The organism is Xanthomonas pisi DSM 18956 (assembly GCF_001010415.1).
Taxonomy (GTDB): domain Bacteria; phylum Pseudomonadota; class Gammaproteobacteria; order Xanthomonadales; family Xanthomonadaceae; genus Xanthomonas; species Xanthomonas pisi.
The window spans coordinates 1-16,879 of record NZ_JPLE01000062.1; the positions used below are offsets into that span (position 1 = coordinate 1).

The 16,879-nt window shown below is 65.4% G+C and carries 10 protein-coding genes, 1 tRNA gene and 1 pseudogene; 5 read left to right on the top strand and 7 right to left on the bottom strand.

The features are described from left to right. Positions 1–232 precede the first annotated feature (232 nt). The 4 genes from Y887_RS14215 to rnr form a co-directional block, all read right to left on the bottom strand. Entirely contained in the window at positions 233–3,265 is a 3,033-nt protein-coding gene (locus tag Y887_RS14215; protein WP_046964962.1) for a ligand-binding sensor domain-containing diguanylate cyclase, read from the bottom strand. A gap of 236 nt (positions 3,266–3,501) precedes the next feature. After that, on the bottom strand, positions 3,502–4,251 hold the full coding sequence (gene rlmB / locus Y887_RS14220; RefSeq protein ID WP_046964963.1) for a 23S rRNA (guanosine(2251)-2'-O)-methyltransferase RlmB: 750 nt from the start codon (positions 4,249–4,251) through the stop codon (positions 3,502–3,504). A gap of 315 nt (positions 4,252–4,566) precedes the next feature. After that, positions 4,567–5,040, bottom strand: coding sequence for a GFA family protein (locus tag Y887_RS14225; RefSeq protein ID WP_046964964.1), 474 nt, complete (start codon positions 5,038–5,040; stop codon positions 4,567–4,569). Between the two features lie 134 nt (positions 5,041–5,174). Beyond that, on the bottom strand, positions 5,175–7,697 hold the full coding sequence (gene rnr / locus Y887_RS14230) for a ribonuclease R (RefSeq protein WP_046964965.1): 2,523 nt from the start codon (positions 7,695–7,697) through the stop codon (positions 5,175–5,177). Between the two features lie 121 nt (positions 7,698–7,818). Between rnr and Y887_RS14235 the strand changes: the two genes are divergently transcribed. Then, positions 7,819–7,905 (top strand) — tRNA-Leu (locus Y887_RS14235). A gap of 460 nt (positions 7,906–8,365) precedes the next feature. On the opposite strand, the gene Y887_RS14240 is transcribed toward Y887_RS14235, so the two are convergent. From Y887_RS14240 to Y887_RS14245, 3 genes and pseudogenes are all read right to left on the bottom strand, one after another. Next, positions 8,366–9,889, bottom strand: coding sequence for a platelet-activating factor acetylhydrolase IB subunit (locus Y887_RS14240; protein WP_084726048.1), 1,524 nt, complete (start codon positions 9,887–9,889; stop codon positions 8,366–8,368). Positions 9,890–10,138: 249 nt separating this feature from the next. Further along, a pseudogene (locus Y887_RS21560) lies at positions 10,139–10,225 on the bottom strand (acyl-CoA dehydrogenase family protein); the annotation flags it as partial. Positions 10,226–10,278: 53 nt separating this feature from the next. Beyond that, entirely contained in the window at positions 10,279–11,427 is a 1,149-nt protein-coding gene (locus Y887_RS14245) for an acyl-CoA dehydrogenase family protein (protein WP_046964966.1), read from the bottom strand. A 123-nt stretch (positions 11,428–11,550) separates the two neighbouring features. On the opposite strand from Y887_RS14245, the gene Y887_RS14250 reads away from it, so the two are divergent. From Y887_RS14250 to metH, 4 genes are read left to right on the top strand one after another with little or no spacing between them, the layout of a single operon-like run. Further along, complete coding sequence (locus Y887_RS14250; protein ID WP_046964967.1) at positions 11,551–12,546, top strand: ArsR/SmtB family transcription factor; 996 nt, start codon at positions 11,551–11,553, stop codon at positions 12,544–12,546. Beyond that, positions 12,543–13,673 carry a homocysteine S-methyltransferase family protein gene (locus Y887_RS14255; RefSeq protein WP_046964968.1) on the top strand — a complete coding sequence of 377 codons (1,131 nt, stop codon included), beginning with the start codon at positions 12,543–12,545 and terminating at the stop codon, positions 13,671–13,673. Before Y887_RS14250 ends, Y887_RS14255 begins: the two co-directional genes overlap by 4 nt. Continuing rightward, on the top strand, positions 13,670–14,014 hold the full coding sequence (locus Y887_RS14260; protein ID WP_146093332.1) for a hypothetical protein: 345 nt from the start codon (positions 13,670–13,672) through the stop codon (positions 14,012–14,014). Before Y887_RS14255 ends, Y887_RS14260 begins: the two co-directional genes overlap by 4 nt. Further along, complete coding sequence (metH, locus tag Y887_RS14265) at positions 14,011–16,764, top strand: methionine synthase (protein ID WP_046964970.1); 2,754 nt, start codon at positions 14,011–14,013, stop codon at positions 16,762–16,764. The genes Y887_RS14260 and metH overlap by 4 nt, the downstream gene beginning before the upstream one ends. Positions 16,765–16,879 lie beyond the last annotated feature (115 nt).

Below are 16,879 nucleotides of genomic sequence, written 5' to 3' on the forward strand. Positions count from 1 at the left end.
GGGATTGGGGATTCGGGATTCGGGATTGGCAAGAGCCAAGTTTGTGCGCGGCTGAAAGATCGCTCGGCTGAAGCTGCAACGGAAGCAGCCGATGCGCACTGCATGGCCGGTTGCAGCAGTGCCCCTGCGTGCGGTGCGGGACTTCATATTTTCCCCACCGCCCCGCAGGAGAAGAAAGCACCAGCGACCGTGCTTTTACGATTCCCCAATCCCGACTCCCCAATCCCAGCCTCTAACCCACACAGATCCGGTCGCGGCCTGCGCTCTTGGCTTCGTACAGCGCTTGATCGGCGCGCTGCATCAGCGACGAGCCGGTATCGTCGTCGCGCAACTCGGCCAGGCCGGCGCTGAAGGTCACCTGCAGCCCTTCCACGTCGCCCCAGTCGGCACGCGCATGGAACAACATGCGAATGCGCTCGCACAGCACCTGTGCATCGCTCAGGGTGGTCTCGGCCAGCAGCAGCGCGAATTCTTCGCCGCCCAGGCGCGCAGGCAGATCCGAGGTGCGCGCGGCTTCGGTGAGCAGCTCGCCGACGTCATGCAGCACCGCATCGCCACTGGCGTGGGAGTAGCGGTCGTTGATGCGCTTGAAATGATCGATGTCCAGGATCGCCAGCACCAACGGCCGGCCGCTGCGACGTGCGCGACTGATGTCACGCGCCAGCGCTTCGTCGAAGTGGCGACGGTTGGGCAAGCCGGTCAGTGCGTCTTCGTGCGCCTGGCGCTCGAACACGTCGGACTTGATGCGCAGGCGCGTCAACAACTCGCTCTTTTCCTGATTGGCCTGCAGCAGCCGCTGCGCCTGCAGTTGCAGATCCTGCGTGCGCTTGCGCACCAGTTCGGCCAGGCGCGCGTTATGGCTCCTGTAGCGATGCAGCAGTGCCCGATACAGCAGGGCCAGCGCCAGAATCGCGCCAAGCACCGCAGCAAACCGCACATCGTGGCGTTGCCACCACAGCGGCAGCACATCGAACGTCCAGCGCGCTTCCTGCGGGCTCCACGCACCGCCCGGATGGCGTGCGGCCACGCGCAGGGTGTAGTGCCCGGGCGGCAAGCCGATGAATTCCACGCTGCGCTGCCGGCCACGCGCGATCCACACATTGTCCAGGCCGTCCAGACGCGTTCGGTATTCGATACGCTCGGACATCAGGAAACTCATGCCCACATAGGAGACATTGATCCGATAGCCACCGGGTAACTGCGCCTGTTGGCGCCAGGCCAGCGGCCGACCGTCCTGCTGCACGCTTTCGATCAGCGGCGGCGGTGGGCGTCGCTCGCGAAACCGCTGCAGGCGCGTCGGATCTACCGTGCTCACACCGCCGGCGGTGACCACCCACAGCGTGCCATCGGCACGTTCGATCATGCTGGGGCCGGAGCTGCCGTTGGCCTGTGCGTTGCCCATGCCGTCGATCTCGCCATAGCGCTCGATGGCAAGCTGGCCGCGCCCATCGGCGACCGCATCGAGCGCGGCAAGCTCGGTGCGCAGCACGCCGCGATTGCTGCTGATCCACGCATTGCCCAGCCGGTCGTTAACCAGCTGGAACACCGTATCCACCGGCATGCCCTGCTCCAGGCCAACCCGTGCAAGCGCGCCGCCGCGCACGCGATACAGGCCGCGATCGGTGGAGATCCACACCGCATCGCCGATCGACTGGAAGCCGAACACGCTGCGCGCGCCACCCAGGCGTTCCAGATCCAGCTGTTGCAACTTGCCGTCGCGCAATACCGCCGCGCCATCGACCGAGCCGATCCACAGCGCGCCATCGATGCTGGCCAACGCGGTCACCACGCCATCGGGCAGGCCCTGGATCGTCGCCGGCACGCGCTTGCCATCCAGCAGTTGCACCACGCCGCGCTGAGTGGCCAGCCACACCGCATCGTGCGCATCGATCACAATGGCGCGGATATGGCCGCTGGGGATGCCGTCGGCCTCACCGTAATGCTGCAGCACCCGGCCGTCGCGCAGCACGAAGACGCCGTCGGCATAGGTGCCCACCCAGAGGTTGCCCTGCCGGTCGAGCGCCAGGCTGAGCACCGACAGCCGGCGTCCCGACGGCGTGGCGACCGGAACCGGCACGATCCGGCCGTCCGGCAGCATGCGGTCCAGACCGGCGGTGCTGGCGATCCACAGACTGCCATCGCGATCTTCGAGCACGGCCCGCGCGTAGTCGCCACTCAGCCCATCGCGCTGGCTGTAGCTGCTGAACAGGGTCTCGCGCAAGCGGAACAGGCCGCCATTGGCGCCGACCCAGATGCTGCCCTCGGCATCTTCGCGCAGGCTGACGATGCGCCCGGTAGGCAGGCTGCGGCCCGCCGGCAAATGCTCCACCCCATGACTGCCGATCCGTAGCAGGCCCTGGTTTTCGCTGCCCAGCCACAGATCGCCATTGCGATCCTGCAGCATCGCGGTGAAGTGGCCCTGCCCCGGCAACCGATGCACCAGCTCGGCGCGCTCGTCGTGCAGGCGATACAGCTGCTCGCCCGCGACCACCCACACCGTGCCATCCGGAGCGCGATACGGCCATGCCAGGCCGGGCGGCAAACCGAACGCGGCAGGTGCGCGATGCATGCGCCCATCGGGCTCGCGGTAAATCAGCCCGTCCAGCGTACCGATCAGCAGCCGGCCCTGGCCATCGAACAGCATGCGCGGAAAGCTGCTCTGCAGCGGCACCCCATCGCGCGGCGGAAAATAGTCGAAACGGCCATCCGGCCACAGGCAGCCCAGCCCGTGCCCTTCGAACAACAGCCACATCCGGCCGTCCGCATCCATGGTCATCGCGTGGATCAATGCCTGCGGCCACTGGCCCTTGCGTTGCCATTGCCGCCACTGCCCATCGGCGCCGTGACGCACCAGATTGCCGCGCGCATCGCTCAGCCACAGCGCGCCATCGCGATCCACGTACAAGGCGCCGACACCGTTATCGGGCAGGCCCGGGCGCGTGCTGCGATCGATGACGTTGAATTCCAGGCCGTTGTAGCGCACCAGCCCTTCCCAGGTGGCGAACCACAGGTAGCCGTCACGGGTCTGGGCGATATCGCGCAGCGAGTTGTGCGGCAGGCCGCTGCGCGAACTCCAGCTGTCGATGGCGTAATCGCGTAAACGGGCGGTCCCGGCGGGGGCGGCGACCGCCGCCAGCGAGCACAAGGCCAGCCACATGCAGACGGCAGCGCTCAGCCAGCGCCGCCACTGCCCATGCCATCGTGCCGACGCCATGCCGGCGTCCCCGTTCTCGCCCCAACCGCAGGCGCCCACCCCAAGTTTCATCAGACACGACACGCCGTTTGCTGGCGATATGGTAGGCAAAAAGTTGCAGCGGCGCTGCGCGTGTGCGCCACTGAAGGTCAAAATCCCTGTCGTGGCGGCGTTGTGGGCGCCAGCGATCGCGCCTGCCCGCAAGTCACAGCGGCACAATCTGCGCGGATTGCAGGCAACACGCCTGCGCGCAGCAGACCGGGCGCGTGCCGGAGGCGGCGCCCGGGCGCGCGTCTGAATCCCCGTCCTCAGACACCCAGGCGCTGGCGCACGGCCTCGAACAGGGTCACGCCGGTGGCGACCGACACGTTGAGGCTTTCGATATCGCCGGGCATCGGAATCTTGACCAGACCATCGCAGTGTTCGCGGGTCAGGCGACGCAGGCCATCGGCCTCGCCACCGAGCACCAGCCCGACGTTACCGCGCAGGTCCACGCTGTACAACGACGCTTCGGCCTCGCCGGCCAGGCCATACAGCCACACGCCCTGCTTCTGCAGATCGCGCAGGCAGCGCGCCAGATTGGTCACCGCGACCACCGGAATGCGGTCCGCGGCACCGGCCGAGGTCTTGCGCACAGTGGCGTTCACCGTGGCCGACTTGTCCTTGGGAATCACCACCGCCGTGACGCCCGCCGCCGCAGCGCTACGCAGACAGGCGCCGAGGTTGTGCGGGTCCTGCACGCCATCGAGCACCAGCACCAGCGCGCGGCCTTGCGCAGCCTCGACCAGGCCTTCCAGTTCGTTTTCGGCCCACAGGCGCGCGGCGGCATAGCGCGCTGCCACGCCCTGGTGGCGCACCTGCCCGCCGACGCCGTCCAGCGCCTGGGTATTGACCCGGCGCACGTCGATTCCCTTGCGGCGCGCCTGTTCTTCGATCTCGGTCAGACGCGGGTTCTTGCTACCGGCCTCGATCAAGACCTCGCGCACGTTGTCGGCGTCGTTCTCGACGGACGAGGCGACAGCGTTGACGCCGACGATCCACTGGTTCTGCTTGCTCATTGCGCGGGCATACGAAGAAATGAGTGGGAATGGTAGGGCCTGCGGCCTGCCACGTCACGGCCGGGGCACGGATTGGCCTGGGAAAATCGGGTAAAGGCGGCGCCGCGATGCCGCTGGCACCTGCGGGAATCACGCGCCACTGACTGCGCCGCGCACGCTGCAACCGCAATCAACGCATCGGCGGTCTTCGCACAGCGTGGACCGCCGGAGCCGGTACTTGAACGCCTATGACGCTGACGTCGCCCGCACCCCGCAACGCACCGACATCAGCCTGATGGAAACAGCGACGACCTGCATTGCGAAGCCACCTCGCCGCTATGCCGGCCAGCGCTCGGTGTCGTGGTCCGGATGTTGATGCGATACCAGCGCGGCCTGAAACGCCAATGCCGCAGCATCGTCCTCGCTGCGACGTGTCGGCAGCTGCGCCAGGCGATCGACGAACGGCAACTTGCGCTCCAGCCCGTACTGGATATGCGGAGGCAACCGCTCCGGCGTATCGAATGCACCGGCGGCAATCGCCACGCCATCGGGTGCCTCATAGGTCAACGGCGTACCGCAGTCGGCGCAAAACCCGCGCTGCACCAGCGTCGACGATGCAAAGCGCCTGGGCTCGCCGCGGGTCCAGCGGAACTCGGTACCACGCACCGACACCAGCGGGGCGTAATACGCTCCAAACGCTTTCTGACACATGCGGCAGTGACAGATCGATGCGTCGTCCAGCACGCCGCGCACATGAAAGCGCACAGCGCCGCATTGGCAGCCACCGCTGTACTCGGGGGATGTGCTCATCGTTTGCCTCGCAGATCAGCGTGTCATGCAAGCCGCTGCGTCACCATGGCGCGCGGCGGCACCCACTACGCACTTGCCGACTCGATGCATCGCGGGCAGCCATTTCGGCCGCCCGCACTAGCATGCACCAAGCATCAATACGACTTTTTCTTGCGCTTGGCCGGCTTCTCGCGCGGCGGCAATGGCGCTTCGGCAGGCGCACCATCCTCTGCCAGACGGAAGTCGATCTTGCGTTCTTCCATGCTGGCCTTGAGCACCAGCACGCGCACCGGGTCGCCCAGGCGGAACTCACGGCCACGGCGCTCGCCGCTGAGCGTCTTGCGGATCGGATCGAACTGGTAGTAGTCCTGCGGCAACTGGGTGACATGCACCAGACCGTTGACCTTGGACTGGGTCAATTCCACGAACAGGCCGAAGCCGGTCACGCCGCTGATCACGCCATCGAACTGGCCGCCGACATGCTTTTCCATCCAGGCAGCGCGATACCGCTCGTCCACTTCGCGCTCGGCCTCATCGGCACGTCGCCCACGCTCGGAGCATTGCAGCGACAGCGCCGCCATCTGCCGCGGCGTATAGATGAATTTCTCCGGGCTGGCACCGGTCAGCGCGTGCTTGATCGCGCGATGCACCAGCAGATCCGGATACCGGCGGATCGGCGAGGTGAAGTGCGCATACGCCTCCAACGCCAGACCGAAGTGGCCGTTGTTGTCCGGCGAATACACCGCCAGGCTCTGGCTGCGCAGCAGCACCGATTTCAGCAATGCCGCGTCCGGACGCGCACGCACCTTTTTCAGCAACTTGGTGTAATCGCCCGGGCGCACCTTGCTCCATGCCGGCAGGCTGAGCTGGAATTCCTTCAGGAACTCCAGCAGGTCTTCGTACTTGCTCTCCGGCGGCCGCTCGTGCACGCGATACGGCGCAGGCACGTGCACGCCCAGCAGATAGCGCGCGGCTTCCACATTGGCGGCAATCATGCATTCTTCGATCAGCTTGTGCGCATCGTTGCGCACCAGCATGCCGGCCTGGGTGACCTCGCCGGTGTTGTCGAGCACGAAACGCACTTCGGAGGTTTCGAATTCGATCGCACCGCGGTGCGTGCGCGCCTTCGACAACACGTTGTACAGCTGATGCAGACGCTGCACCTGCGGCAGCAACGGGCCGATGAAAGCCTTGGTATCAGGATCGTCTTCGCCAACCGCCTTCCAGACCTGGTTGTAGGTCAGGCGCGCGTGCGAGTTCATCACCGCTTCGTAAAAACGCGAACCGGTCACTTCGCCATCGCGTCCCACCTGCATGTCACAGACGAAACACATGCGGTCGACCTTGGGCATCAGCGAGCAGATGCCGTTGGACAAGGTCTCCGGCAGCATCGGTACCACGAACCCGGGGAAATACACCGAGGTAGCGCGCTTTTGCGCTTCGTCGTCCAGCGGCGTGCCGGGACGGACATAGTTGGACACGTCGGCGATCGCGACCACCAGACGGAAACCGTCGGCGTTGGGTTCGCAGTACACCGCGTCGTCGAAATCCTTGGCGTCTTCGCCATCGATGGTGACCAACGGCATCTGCCGCAGGTCCACACGCCCGCCGATCATCTGCGGCTCGACCACCAACGGCACCGCGGCGGCTTCGTCCAGCACTTGCTGCGGGAATTCGTGCGGCAGCTCATGGCCGTGGATGGCCATTTCCACTACCAGCGACGGGGTCAACTTGTCGCCCAGCACCGCGATGATCTTGCCGATCGCCGGGCGGCGCGCATCCGGCGGCGCGATCAGCTCGCACACCACCAACTGCCCTTCGCGCGCTTCGCCGATACCGTCCGGCGCGATCTGCACGTTGCGTTGCACGCGCTTGTCGTCGGGGTCGACGTAGGCCACGCCATGTTCGTAAAAGAAGCGCCCGAGCATGCGCGACATGCGGCGTTCCAGCACACGCGCGATCGCGCCTTCGCGACGGCCGCGGCGGTCGATGCCGGTGACGTTGGCCAGCGCGCGGTCTCCATGCATGACCTTGCGCATCTCGAACGGCGGCAGAAACAGGTCGTCGCCGCCTTCGTCCGGCTTGAGGAAGCCGAAGCCTTCCGGGTTGGCGATCACCACACCGGCGATCAAGCTGGTCTGCTGTACCGGCGCGTAGCCGCCACGGCGGTTCTGCACCAGTTGCGCCTCGCGCACCATCGCAGCCAGGCGCTTGCCCAGCGCATCGATGCGGTCGCTCAGGCCGAGCTGCTCGGCGATCTCTTCGGCGGTCTGCGGGCCGTCGCAGGCGTCCAGCAGCTGCAGGATCGCTTCGCGGCTGGCAATCGGCTCTGCATAGCGCAGCGCCTCACGATCGGCGTGCGGATCCTTGAATCCGACGGCATCGGCCTGGACGGTCTCTTGCTGGAGCCGTTCCGGCGGCGGCGCGGGCGGCCCACTCTTGCGTGGATGCGGTGCGCGGGGTGCAGCAGGCTCGACGGGAGGTGGCAGCTGGTCGGGCGACGCCTTCGCCGCAGCGCGCTTGTTGGCGGATTTGGTGGACGCACCGGCCGCAGCGCGGACCAGGAAGTCCGGCATCCAGCCCGGCAGTTTCTGTTGCTCGGCAGTGGTGGACTCGCCCGGGCTGGCGGATTTGCGGCGGCTGGGCCGGTCGGAATCTGGGGTGTTTTTCTTTGTCATTGCCCTAATGGTACCCCTTGCGGTCCTGACGTGGGCGGCAAGGCCGGCCGGGCCATTGGCGATTACCGCATACAACCCGTTGACAAGCCTGCCAGGAGTCTGCAAAATTCGCGGCTCACCTGCCCAGGTGGCGGAATTGGTAGACGCACTAGCTTCAGGTGCTAGCGGGGGCAACTTCGTGGAGGTTCGAGTCCTCTTCTGGGCACCAGTTTAAAAAGACCTCCGAGCAATCGGGGGTCTTCTGGTTTCTGGGGTTCGAGACATCTCCGCTGCGCTCAGGTACAGACGCCGATCGGCGTTGGCGACCGATGCTGCGAATCAGAACAGGCAATAGAACGCAGCAGCGGCCGTCAGCCGGGTGCGGCCGACGTCCCAAACGCGGTGGACGATCGCTGCATGCCAGTTACCATCGCCCGCTTGGCGGTGAACGCAGCCCGATGAGCGCTGTCGTCTTGTTAGCCGCTTCCAGTCGACTAATCCATCGAAGCGATCGAATGATCGCCACGCCTACGCCGCCTTGCGCTCCAGTCCATTAACGACGGCCGATCAACGCTACGACCAACGCTTCGCGGCCCGGACCTCTGGCGCACGCTGCGCCACGATCCAATCTCACTACGTCGAAACGACAGCGCCCACCTGCGCGGCAGGCGCCGCCGCGATGGGCCGCCCTACGGAGCGGCGGTGATTCCAGCATCGCGCAGTGCCTGTGCCCAGAGTCGGTAGCCGGCTTCGCTGGGATGGGTGCCGTCGGGCATCAGCGCTTCCGGCAGGCTGCCATCGGGCTGCAGCAGTTGTTTGCCGATATCGACCAGGCGCACCGATGGGTTGGCCGCATACCGTGCGCGCAGCAGGCGGTTGGTTTCGGCAATCGGGCCGCGTTGCGGATCGCCGGCAGTGCGGCCGCGCGGCATGATCGCCATCAGGATGAGCTTGCTGCTGGGCATGCGCGTGCGTACTTCGCGCACGATGGCATCGATGCCCTGCGCGGTTTCGGCAGGTGTGCTCGCACGCGACTGCGCGGTGCCGGTGAGGTTGTTGGTGCCGATATGCAGCACCACCCAGCGCGGATCCAGGCCGTCGAGCTCGCCCTGGCGGATACGCCACAACACGTTCTGGGTGCGGTCCCAGCCAAACCCCAGATTCAATACCGGCCGCTTGCCGTACAGCCACTGCCAGGACTCCGGCCCGCTGACGCGCGTGGCCTGTGGCGGGCCGGCCCAGAAGTGGGTGATCGAATCGCCAATCATCACCACCTCCGGCTTCACGCTGCGCGCAGCGGCGAGCGCAGCATGGTGGCGGGCATACCAGTCGTAGGAATCCTGCTCCAGCCAATCGACCGGCATCAACGAGGTGGCGGCGTCGCGGCCGAGTTCGGCCACCGGCTTGACCGGCGGCTCACCCAGCAGCCGCGCCAGGGTCGGCTCGATCGCTTCGGCCAGCATGCGCTGGGCCCGTGTATCCGGATGCAATGCAGCAGCGGCCGGGCGAAAGCGCGTGTCGTAGAACAACTCGGTGCGCAGCTTGCCGTCGCGCTGGAAGACCGAACTCACATCCAGATACGTCACGCGCGGGTTGTCGCCATAGCGCACCGCCAGCCCCTGGTTGATCTGCGCATCGCGAGCGGATTTCTCCGTCGAAATCGCGCTCGGCAGCACGCTCAGCAACAGGATGTGCGTACGCGGCAACTTTTGCTCGATCGCCGCGACCACCGCATCGATGCCAAGTTGGGTCTGCTCCGCGGTCTGGCCGAGATGGCCGGTGTTGTTGGTGCCGATCAGCACCAGCGCAACCTTGGGCTGAAGGCCATCCACTTCGCCATTGGCCAGCCGCCACAGCACGTTTTCGGTGCCGTCGCCGCTGAAGCCCAGATTGAGCGCACCGCGGCTGCCATAGAAGGTCTGCCAGGTAGGCTGAAAATCTTCGTCGGGCGCCTTGGATTTTTCGTAGTTCTGGGTGATCGAATCGCCGATCAACAGCAGCTTCGCCTCCGGATGCTGCTTGACCTGTTCCAGCACCTGCGCGTGGCGCTGGGCCCACCAGGACTCCTGCAGGCGATCGGTGGGCACGATCGAGGGCGGTGGTGTTTGCGCGCCGACGGTGGCGCAGGCCAGCAGCAGCCCCCAGCACAGCAGTGCGGGTGCAATGACAGACCGCGAAGGGCGGGAAAACACGGCGTGCAGAAACCGGAGCATGCGCGCACCAGCAGACGGGAGAAGCGGCGATTGTGGTCCGCGCGTGCCGTGAACGACAAGCGTGACTGCGGTGCGTCTGCCGTCGGGCGCTGCGTCCGTCTATGCACTGACGGCTCACCCAGCGCAGATCCACCAGAGCCAAGGCATGCCCGCGCGCGGTAGCGTTATCGCCCACGCCGCCTCGCGTGCAAGCACGCTCCTACCAAGCACTGCATCGCACTCGTGGCAGCACTGGAGTGCGGATCGACCTCAGCGCAGGCCGGTTTCGCCACGCGCGATCACCAGGCGCTGGATTTCCGAGTCGCCCTTGTAGATCTCGGTGATTTTGGCATCGCGGAGAGCGCTCCAGCGTTGCCGCGCTCGCGGCAGCGCTGGAGCGCGGACCGACCTCAGCGCAGACCGGTCTCGCCACGCGCGATCACCAGGCGCTGGATTTCCGAGGTGCCCTCGTAGATCTCGGTGATCTTGGCATCGCGAAAGTAACGCTCCAGCGGCATTTCCTTCGAATAGCCCATGCCGCCGTGGATCTGTACCGCCTGGTGGGTGATCCACATCGCCGCTTCCGATGCGGTGAGCTTGGCGACCGCCGCTTCGGTACCAAACTTCTTGCCCTGCCCCTTGAGCCAGGCCGCGCGCAGCGTCAACAACAACGCCGCATCCAGCTTGCATTTCATGTCGGCGATCTTGGCCTGGGTCATCTGGAACGTGCCGATGGCAGCGCCGAAGGCCTTGCGCTCCTTGACGTAGGCAAGCGTGGCTTCATACGCGGCGCGCGCGATGCCCACTGCCTGCGAGGCAATGCCGATCCGCCCGGCATCGAGCACGCTCATCGCGGTCTTGAAACCTTCGCCTTCCACGCCCAACACGTCGTCGGCCTGTGCAACGTAATCGGCGAACTCGATCTCGCAGGTGGCCGAGGCGCGAATGCCCAGCTTGGGCTCGGTCTTGCCGCGATGAAAACCCGGCTTGTCGGTGTCGACCATGAAGGCGGTGATGCCACGCGAGCCCTTGTCCGGCTCGGTCACCGCAAACAGCACGATGTACCTGGCCACCGGGCCGGAGGTGATCCAGCTCTTCTTGCCGTTGATGACGAAGCTGCCGTCGGCCTGCTTGACCGCGCGGCAGCGCATCGCCGATGCATCCGAGCCGGACTGCGGCTCGGTCAGCGCAAATGCGCCGATGTGCGTGCCTTCGGCGATCGCGCGCACGTACAGCTGCTTCTGCGCCTCGGTGCCGTTCTTCAGGATGCCGGTGCAGAACAGCGAGTTGTTGACGGACATGATGGTGGAGTGCGCGCCATCGCCGGCCGCAATCTCGATCATCGCCAGCGCGTAGCTGATCGGATCCATGCCGGCACCGCCGTACTCGGACGGCACCTCGATGCCCATCAGGCCGTTTTCGCCCAGCAACTGGATGTTTTCCAACGGGAACTCGCCGCTGCGGTCGAATTGCTCGGCGCTGGGGGCGATCTTTTCCTGGGCGATCCGGCGGGCCACGTCCTGGATCATCAGTTGTTCTTCGGTAAAGCTGAAATCCACGTTCGACCCCTCCCGGGTATTGACTGAGCGGCCATTGTAGCCCCAACCATTCGCATGCGTATGTAGTTGACCCGCCACCCCTCCGGGCCGAAAATATCTCCATATCGCGATATAGAGATATTCATGGATCTGGAAGACTGGTCGGCGCGACTGAAAGTGTTCGCCGATGCCACCCGGGTACGCCTGCTGGCGCTGCTGGAACAGGAAGAACTCACCGTGGCCGAGCTGTCGGCCATCACCCGCCTGGCCCAGCCGCGCGTGTCCACCCACCTGGCCAAACTCAAGGAAGCCGGGCTGGTACGCGATCGCCGCGCCGGCGTGTCGGCCTACTACCGCTTCGACGAAGTGTCGCTGGACCCGGCACAGCGTGCCCTGTGGCTGGCGCTGAGCACCGGCAGCGACGACCCGTTGTTGCGCCAGGATGCCGAGCGTGTGGCCGCCGTGCTGGCCAACCGCGCCGCCGACCAGAACTGGGCCGATTCGGTGGCCGGCGACATGGAGCGGCATTACTCCCCGGGGCGCACCTGGGAGGCGCTGGCACGCACCGCCCTGCCCCTGCTGGAAACCGGCGACGTGCTCGACATCGCCTCCGGCGACGGCGTACTGGCCGAACTGGTCGCCCCGCACGCCACCCGCTACATCTGCATCGACACCAGCGCGCGCGTGGTTGCCGCTGCCAGCGAGCGCCTGCGCAAGCTGCGCAACGTGGAAGTCCGCGAAGGCGACATGCATGCACTGCCCTTTCCCGATGGCAGCTTCGACCTGGTGGTGCTGATGCACGCGCTCACCTATGCCGCAAGACCGGCGCAAGCGGTGGCCGAATCTGCACGTGTGTTGCGCCCGGGCGGCCGCCTGCTGCTGTGCAGCCTGGCCAAGCACGAACACCGCGCGGCCGTGCATGCCTATGGCCACGTCAATCTGGGATTTGCCGCCAAGGAATTGCGCAAGTTCGTCGAGAAAGCCGGGCTGGATGTCTCCAGCCTGGAGACGGTGACGCGTGAGAAACGCCCACCCCATTTCGAGGTGATCTCGCTGATTGCGATGAAGCCGGGAATGGGGAATCGGGATTCGGGATCGATTGAAGGCAAGAGCACTGCACCACGGAGACTCGCACCATGACGCCTGCACAGCCCCACTCCCCACGTTCCTTCTCGCTGCCCTGGCTGCACCCGGAGCGCGCCGACAAACTCAGCGCGGCGCTGCGCGAACGCATCCTCATCATCGATGGTGCGATGGGCACCATGATCCAGCGCCACGATCTGCAGGAAACCGACTACCGCGGCACGCGGTTCGCCGAAGGCTACGACAGCGCGCATGTGCATGGCCCGGGCTGCGATCACGCACACACGCCAGAAGGCCACGACCTGAAGGGCAATAACGATCTGCTGTTGCTAACCCGCCCGGAGATCATTGCCGGTATCCACCGCGCCTACCTGGATGCCGGTGCCGACCTGCTGGAAACCAATACGTTCAACGCCACCTCGGTGAGCCAGGCCGACTATCACCTCGAGCACGTGGTGTACGAATTGAACAAGGCCGGCGCGCAGGTCGCGCGCGAATGCTGCGATGCCGTCGAAGCGCTGACGCCGCACAAACCGCGCTTCGTGATCGGCGTGCTCGGCCCCACCAGCCGCACCGCGTCGATCAGTCCGGACGTCAACGACCCCGGCTACCGCAACACCAGTTTCGATGCGCTGCGCGAGACCTACCGCGAGGCCGTCGAAGGCTTGATCGACGGCGGTGCCGACACGCTGATGGTGGAGACCATCTTCGACACGCTCAATGCCAAGGCCGCGCTGTACGCGATCGAAGAGGTCTTCGAAGCGCGCGGCGGGCGCTTGCCGGTGATGGTCTCCGGCACCATTACCGATGCGTCCGGTCGCACGCTGTCCGGGCAGACTGCCGAAGCCTTCTACGCCTCGGTCGCACATGGTCGCCCCCTCTCGGTGGGTTTGAATTGCGCACTGGGCGCCAAGGATCTACGCCCGCATGTGGAAACGCTGGCACAGATTGCCGACGCTTACGTCAGCGCGCATCCGAATGCCGGCCTGCCGAATGCGTTTGGCGAGTACGACGAAACGCCGGAGGAAATGGCCGAGACCTTGCGCGAATTTGCCCAGTCCGGCTTGCTGAATCTGGTTGGCGGCTGCTGCGGCACATCGCCGGACCACATCCGCGCAATTGCAGAGGCGGTAGCGGGCCTACCGCCGCGACAGTTGCCGGGTGCGCAAGAGCTGGCGGCGTGATGCAGCACGTGGGCCCTCATCCGGCGCTGCGCGCCACCTTCTCCCGCACGCGGGAGAAGGACAGCACGTTGCTCGGCACGTGGACGAAAGCCGCCTTCTCCCGCACGCGGGAGAAGGACAGCACGTTGCGCGGCGCGTGGACAAAAACTCCCTTCTCCCGCGCACGGGAGAAAGACGACACGTTGCGCGGCGCGTGGACAAAAACTCCCTTCTCCCGCGCGCGGGAGAAGGTGCCCGAAGGGCGGATGAGGGCCATCTCGATCCGCACCCGGCCGACCGCCACCCGTCAGCGCCTCGCCTGGACATTCGCCACGTCCGACGCCCACAAGAGCATCGCATGAGCACTCCCCGCTACACCCGCCTGTCCGGCCTGGAGCCGTTGGTCATCACACCGGACCTGCTGTTCGTCAACGTCGGCGAGCGCACCAACGTCACCGGCAGCGCGCAGTTCCGCAAGCTCATCAAGGAAGAGCGCTACGAAGAAGCGGTAGAGGTGGCGCGCCAGCAGGTCGCCAATGGCGCGCAGATTCTCGACGTCAACATGGACGAGGGGCTGATCGATTCCGAAAAAGCGATGACACGCTTTCTCAACCTGATCATGTCCGAGCCGGATATCGCACGCATCCCGGTGATGGTGGATTCGTCGAAATGGACGGTGATCGAGGCCGGCCTGAAGTGCCTGCAAGGCAAGAGCGTGGTCAACTCGATCTCGCTCAAAGAGGGCGAAGCGGTCTTCATCGAACAGGCACGCAAGGTGCTGCGTTACGGCGCCGCCGCCGTGGTCATGGCCTTCGATGAAGTGGGCCAGGCCGATACCTGCGCACGCAAGGTTGAAATCTGCACACGCGCCTACAAGGTGCTGACCGAGCAGGTGGGTTTTCCGCCGGAAGACATCATCTTCGACCCGAACATCTTTGCCGTGGCCACCGGCATCGAGGAGCACGACAACTACGCGGTGGACTTCATCGAGGCGACACGCCAGATCAAGCGCACGCTGCCGCATTGCCATATCTCCGGTGGCGTGTCGAACGTGTCGTTCTCCTTCCGCGGCAACGAGATGGTGCGCCAGGCGATTCATTCGGTGTTTCTGTTCCACGCGATCGAGGCCGGCATGGACATGGGCATCGTCAATGCCGGTGGCATGCCAATCTACGACGAACTGGACCCGGATCTGCGCGAGCGTGTGGAAGACGTCATCCTCAACCGGCGCAAGGATGGCACCGAGCGACTGCTGGAAATCGCCGAACGCTACAAGGGCAGCAAGGGCGCGGCCAAGGTCGAAGACCTGGCATGGCGCGACAGGCCGGTGCGCGCACGCCTGGCGCATGCGCTGGTGCATGGCATCGATGCCTACGTGGAAACCGATACCGAAGAGGCGCGCCAGCAGTCCACGCGTCCGCTGGATGTGATCGAAGGCCCGCTGATGGACGGGATGAACGTGGTCGGCGACCTGTTCGGCGCCGGCAAGATGTTCCTGCCGCAGGTGGTCAAGTCCGCGCGCGTGATGAAAAAGGCCGTGGCCTATCTGCTCCCGTTTATCGAAGCGGAAAAACTGCGCACCGGCGATGTCGGCAAATCCAACGGCAAGATCATCATGGCCACCGTCAAGGGCGATGTGCACGACATCGGCAAGAACATCGTCGGCGTGGTGTTGGCGTGCAACAACTTCGATGTGGTGGACCTGGGCGTGATGGTGTCTGCGCAGGTGATCCTTGACCGTGCGCGCGAAGAGAATGCAGACCTGATCGGCTTGTCCGGCTTGATCACGCCCTCGCTGGAAGAGATGTCGCATGTGGCGCGCGAAATGCAGCGACAGGGTTTCGAGATCCCGTTGTTGATCGGCGGCGCCACCACCTCGCGCGCGCACACTGCGCTGAAGATCGACCCGCACTACACCGCGCCCACGGTCTGGGTGAAGGATGCCTCGCGGGCGGTGGGCGTTGCGCAATCGCTGATCTCGCGCGACCTGCGTCAGGCATTCGTCGCCGCCAACGATGCGGACTACGCCGAAATCCGCGCACGCCATCGCAACCGTGGCGATGCCAAACGGCTGGTATCGCTGGAAAAGGCGCGCGCACAGCGTTTCGATGGCGATTGGGCGAACTACACACCGCCCACCCCGCAGCAGCCGGGCCTGCATGTGTTCGACGATTACCCGCTGCAGGAGTTGACCGCGCTGATCGACTGGACGCCGTTCTTCCAGGCGTGGGAGCTGGCCGGCAAGTTTCCCGCCATCCTCAGCGACGAGATCGTCGGCACCCAGGCCAGCGAGCTGTATCGCGACGCGCGACGCATGCTGAAGCAGATCGTCGACGAAAAATGGCTCACGGCCAAGGCGGTATTTGGGCTATGGCCGGCCAATGCAGTAGGCGATGATGTTGTTTTGCTGACCGAGTCTGCGGAATCGGGAATCGGGAATCGGGAATCCCAAGGCGATGCACCGGCGCCCGACCATTCCCGATTCTCCATTCCCCATTCCCTGCACTTCCTGCGTCAGCAGGTCGACAAACCCGTCGACCGCCCCGACTTCTGCCTGGCCGATTTCATCGCGCCCAAGAGCAGCGGCAAGCAGGACTGGATCGGCGCGTTTGCGGTCACGGCCGGCATCGGGATCGACCCGCATGTGGCGCGCTTCGAGGCCGCGCACGACGACTACAACGCGATCCTGCTCAAGGCGTTGGCCGATCGCCTGGCCGAAGCCCTGGCCGAGCGCCTGCACCAGCGTGTGCGCACCGAATTCTGGGGCTACATCGACAACGAAGACCTCGACAACGACGCATTGATTGCCGAACGCTATCGCGGCATTCGCCCGGCACCGGGCTACCCGGCATGCCCGGAACACAGCGAAAAACGCACGCTGTTCGACCTACTCGATGCCGAACGCAATGCCGACATGTCGCTTACCGAAAGCTTTGCGATGCTGCCCACCGCGGCGGTATCCGGCTACTACTTCAGCCATCCCAAGAGCCAGTACTTCGTGGTGGGGCGGCTAGGCAAGGAACAGGTCGCCGACTACGCAAAGCGCAAGGGCATCACGCTGGCACTGGCCGAGCGTTGGCTGGCATCGAACCTGGATTACGACCCGGAATAACACAGGGCCAGCCTCTGCGCATGCGCCCGCCAACCAACGTAGGAGCGCACCTGGGCGCGACGAGGCTTTACCGATAACGCCCTGTCGCGCCCGGGTGCGCTCCTACGTCACGGCG